The organism is Sandarakinorhabdus sp. (assembly GCF_041689835.1).
GTDB lineage: Bacteria > Pseudomonadota > Alphaproteobacteria > Sphingomonadales > Sphingomonadaceae > Sandarakinorhabdus.
On the sequence record NZ_JBDNFM010000091.1, the window covers coordinates 1 to 3,398 of the forward strand.

A 3,398-nucleotide genomic window follows, 5' to 3' on the forward strand; every position below is an offset into this window, starting at 1 on the left:
ATATTGCCGCTGCCCACCTGCCGAATATCAATCCCGATCATCCGGGTGAGCAGCAGCCCGAACGGAATCGAGCCGAGGAAATAGCCGATGGCGATGGCGGTGAGGTCCATGCTTGCCAGCCTAGCCGGCAGCGCCGGGCGCGTCTATGCTGCGGACAACAAGGGGGAATGCATGAAAGCCGTGATCGCTATCGCATTGGGATTGCTGGCCAACGCCGCGGCAACAGCAGCTTCTGGGCAAATGAAACCCAGCGCCCCGCGTGACCCCGCCATGGCCGCCGGCCCCTATGAAACGCTGGTGATCCGCGGCGCCACCATCATCACCGGCAACGGCGGGCCGCCATACGGCCCGGCCGACATCATCATAAGTGGCGGAAAAATCACCGATATTCGTAGCTCCGGCACGCCCGGCCTGCCGATGAAGACGGGCCGCGCACCGCAGAATCCGACGCGGGAAATCGACGCCGCCGGCATGTATGTGCTGCCCGGTTTCGTCGATATGCACGGCCATCAGGGCGACCCCGACAAGATGGATGCGCCTGATTATGCGTGGAAATTGTGGCTGGCCCACGGCGTGACAACGGTGCGCGGCGTATCATTCTTTGGCGAAGACACCGCCCGCGCGCTGGCCGACAAGAAACGCGCCGCCGCCGGCGAGATCATGGCCCCGCGCCTGTATGTGTATCAAACGCTGGGTTCCGGCGCATCGGCCGGCTGGAAGGGCGGGCGGGTGCAAACGCCTGAAAAAGCCCGCGAATGGGTGCGCTGGGCGGCATCAGCGGGTATCGACGGCATCAAATTCTTCAACCGCGGCGACGAAACCCCCGCCATCGACCGCGCCGCCATCGACGAGGCGAAGAAGCTCGGCCTGGGCACCGTTGCCCACCTTTCCCAGCCCAACATCGCCGAGTTCAACGCCCGCGATGCCGCCGCCGCCGGCCTTGGCACCATCACGCATTTTTATGGGCATTTCGAAAGCCTTCTGGACGGCCGCCGGGTACAAGACACGCCGGCCGATTACAATTTCAACGACGAACAGAAGCGCTTTGGCGGCATCGCCGAAATCTGGAACCAGATCCATGAACCCGGCGGGCCAGAATGGCAGGCGTACCTGCAGGCGCAAACAGCCAGCGGCGTGGTGTTCGATCCCACCTTCAACATCTACAGCGCCAGCCGCGATCTGATGCGCGCCCAGCGGGCGGAATGGCACGATCGCTACACGCTGCCGAGCCTGGCGAAATTCTTCGAAAGCAACCGCGACAACCACGGCAGCTATTTCTTCGATTGGACCAGCGAACGCGAATATGAATGGCGTCGGTTTTACACTCGCTACATGCGTTTGGTGAATGATTACAAGAATATCGGTGGCCGCGTCACCACCGGCAGCGACCCTGGCTTCATCTGGCAAACCTGGGGTTTTGGCTACATCCTCGAACTCGAATTGCTGCGCGAGGCCGGCTTTGCCCCGCTCGAAGTGATCCAGGCCGCCACCATCAACGGCGCCCGCACGCTGGAGGAACCCAAGGGCCGCGAACCGGATTTCGGCCTGGTGCGCGTGGGCATGCGCGCCGATCTGATCGTGGTGCCGGAAAACCCGCTGCACAACCTCAAGACGCTGTACGGCACCGGCTTTGCCCGGCTTGAGGAGGCGACCCAGACCACCGTGACCAAGGGCGGCATCCGCTGGACCATCCGTGATGGCATCGTGCACGACGTGCCAGCGCTGTTGCGCAGTGTGGAGGCGCAGGTGGCGGCGGCAAAGGCGGCCCAGTGACTTTGGCATGCTGAGGCCAGCGAGCATTGCCGATTACCGCGCAGCCTCGCGCCGGCGGGTGCCGCGCTTTCTGTTCGATTACACGGATGGCGGCAGTTACGCGGAACAAACGCTGGCGGCCAACGTGGCCGATTTGGCGGCAATCCAGCTTGATCAGCGCGTGCTCGTCGATGTGTCGCGCATCGATACCCAGGTGAAATTGCTGGACCAGGCGCTGGCGATGCCGGTGGTGCTGGCGCCGGTGGGGCTGGGCGGACTGCACGCGCGGCGCGGCGAGGTGCAGGCGTGGCGCGCCGCGCGCGAAGCCGGCATTCCGATGGCGCTGTCCACCGTGTCGGTGTGTTCGCTGGCCGAGGTGACGCAGGGCGGCGGCGCGGCACCCTGGTTCCAGCTGTATCTGACCAAGGACCAGGCGGCCAACGCGGGGATGATCGCGGCCGCCCGCGAACAGGGTAGCCCGGCGCTGATGCTCACCGTCGATCTGCCGACACCGGGCGCGCGCTACCGCGATGTGCGCTCCAGCCTGACCGGCGCGCCGGGATTGGCGGGCATGCTGCACCGCGCGGCCCAGGTGGCGGCGCGGCCGCGGTGGGCGGTGGATGTGGGATTGCTGGGCGGGCCGGTTTCGATGGGCAATCTCACCCGGCTGGTCGGCGCCAAGGCACCGCTGTCCGACTATCTCGGCTGGCTGGGGCGCAATTTTGATGCCAGCGCCGATTGGGAACGACTGGCCTGGGTGCGCTCGCTGTGGCCGGGGCCGCTGATCGTCAAGGGCATCCTTCACCCGGATGACGCGGCGCTGGCGGTGCAGCACGGCGCGGATGCCATTGTGGTGTCCAATCACGGCGGGCGGCAGCTTGATGGCGCGATTTCGGCCGCGCGCGCCCTGCCAGCGATCATGGACCGCTTGGGCGGCTGCATCCCCGTGCTCGCCGATGGCGGCGTGCGATCGGGGCTGGATGTGCTGCGCTACGTGTCGCTGGGGGCCAGCGCCGTTATGATCGGCCGGCCGTGGGTGTGGGCACTGGGTGTGGGCGGGCAAGCCGGGGTGGCGCATGTGCTGCAACTGATCCGCGCCGAACTGGCAACGGCGATGGCGCTCACGGGTCGCACCCGGCTGGCCTGATCGCCGAAACCTCTGTATCGCGAGGCTTATGATCGACAGGCTTATCATCGCCCTTGCCCAGTTGAACGCCAGCGTGGGCGATCTGGCCGGCAATGCCGACGCCATTCTGAAGGCGCGCGGCGCTGCCGGCGGTGCCGATCTGCTGGTCACCCCCGAACTGTCGATCGTCGGCTATCCGCCGGAAGATCTGGTGCTTAAACCCGCGCTGGTCGAGGCGGCCAAAGCGCAGGTGGAGCGGCTGGCGGCGGTGACGGCCGATGGTGGCCCGGCGCTGCTGGTTGGCGCGCCGTGGGCGGAAGGCGGCAAGCTGTTCAACGCCATGCTGCTGCTTGATGGCGGGCGCGTCGCCGGCATCACTCGCAAGCATGATCTGCCCAATTACGGCACCTTCGATGAAAAGCGCCTGTTCACTGCCGGCCCGCTGCCCGGCCCGCTCACCTTGCGCGGTGTGCGCATTGGCGTGCCGGTTTGCGAAGACATGTGGACGGCGGACGTGTGC

Annotated in this window: 4 protein-coding genes; 3 read left to right on the forward strand and 1 reads right to left on the reverse strand. The window is 66.2% G+C overall.

The window, feature by feature from the left end; genetic code table 11:
• Positions 1–110: glycerol-3-phosphate acyltransferase (locus tag ACESL8_RS04510; RefSeq protein WP_372916406.1), on the reverse strand; the 110-nt coding region annotated here is incomplete at its 3' end.
• A 61-nt stretch (positions 111–171) separates the two neighbouring features.
• On the opposite strand from ACESL8_RS04510, the gene ACESL8_RS04515 reads away from it, so the two are divergent.
• The 3 genes from ACESL8_RS04515 to ACESL8_RS04525 all read left to right on the forward strand — a co-directional run.
• Positions 172–1,773 carry an amidohydrolase family protein gene (locus tag ACESL8_RS04515; protein WP_372916402.1) on the forward strand — a complete coding sequence of 534 codons (1,602 nt, stop codon included), beginning with the start codon at positions 172–174 and terminating at the stop codon, positions 1,771–1,773.
• 10 nt (positions 1,774–1,783) lie between these two features.
• Positions 1,784–2,899 (forward strand): L-lactate dehydrogenase, encoded by a 1,116-nt coding sequence (locus tag ACESL8_RS04520; RefSeq protein WP_372916407.1) that lies wholly within the window; start codon positions 1,784–1,786, stop codon positions 2,897–2,899.
• A gap of 28 nt (positions 2,900–2,927) precedes the next feature.
• Positions 2,928–3,398 (forward strand): nitrilase-related carbon-nitrogen hydrolase (locus tag ACESL8_RS04525; RefSeq protein WP_372916404.1); only part of this gene is annotated, 471 nt, incomplete at its 3' end.

Excerpts from the sequence above, each read along its gene's own strand:
- ACESL8_RS04515 (WP_372916402.1), top strand. The coding sequence starts at position 172 with ATGAAAGCCGTGATCGCTATCGCATTGGGATTGCTGGCCAACGCCGCG.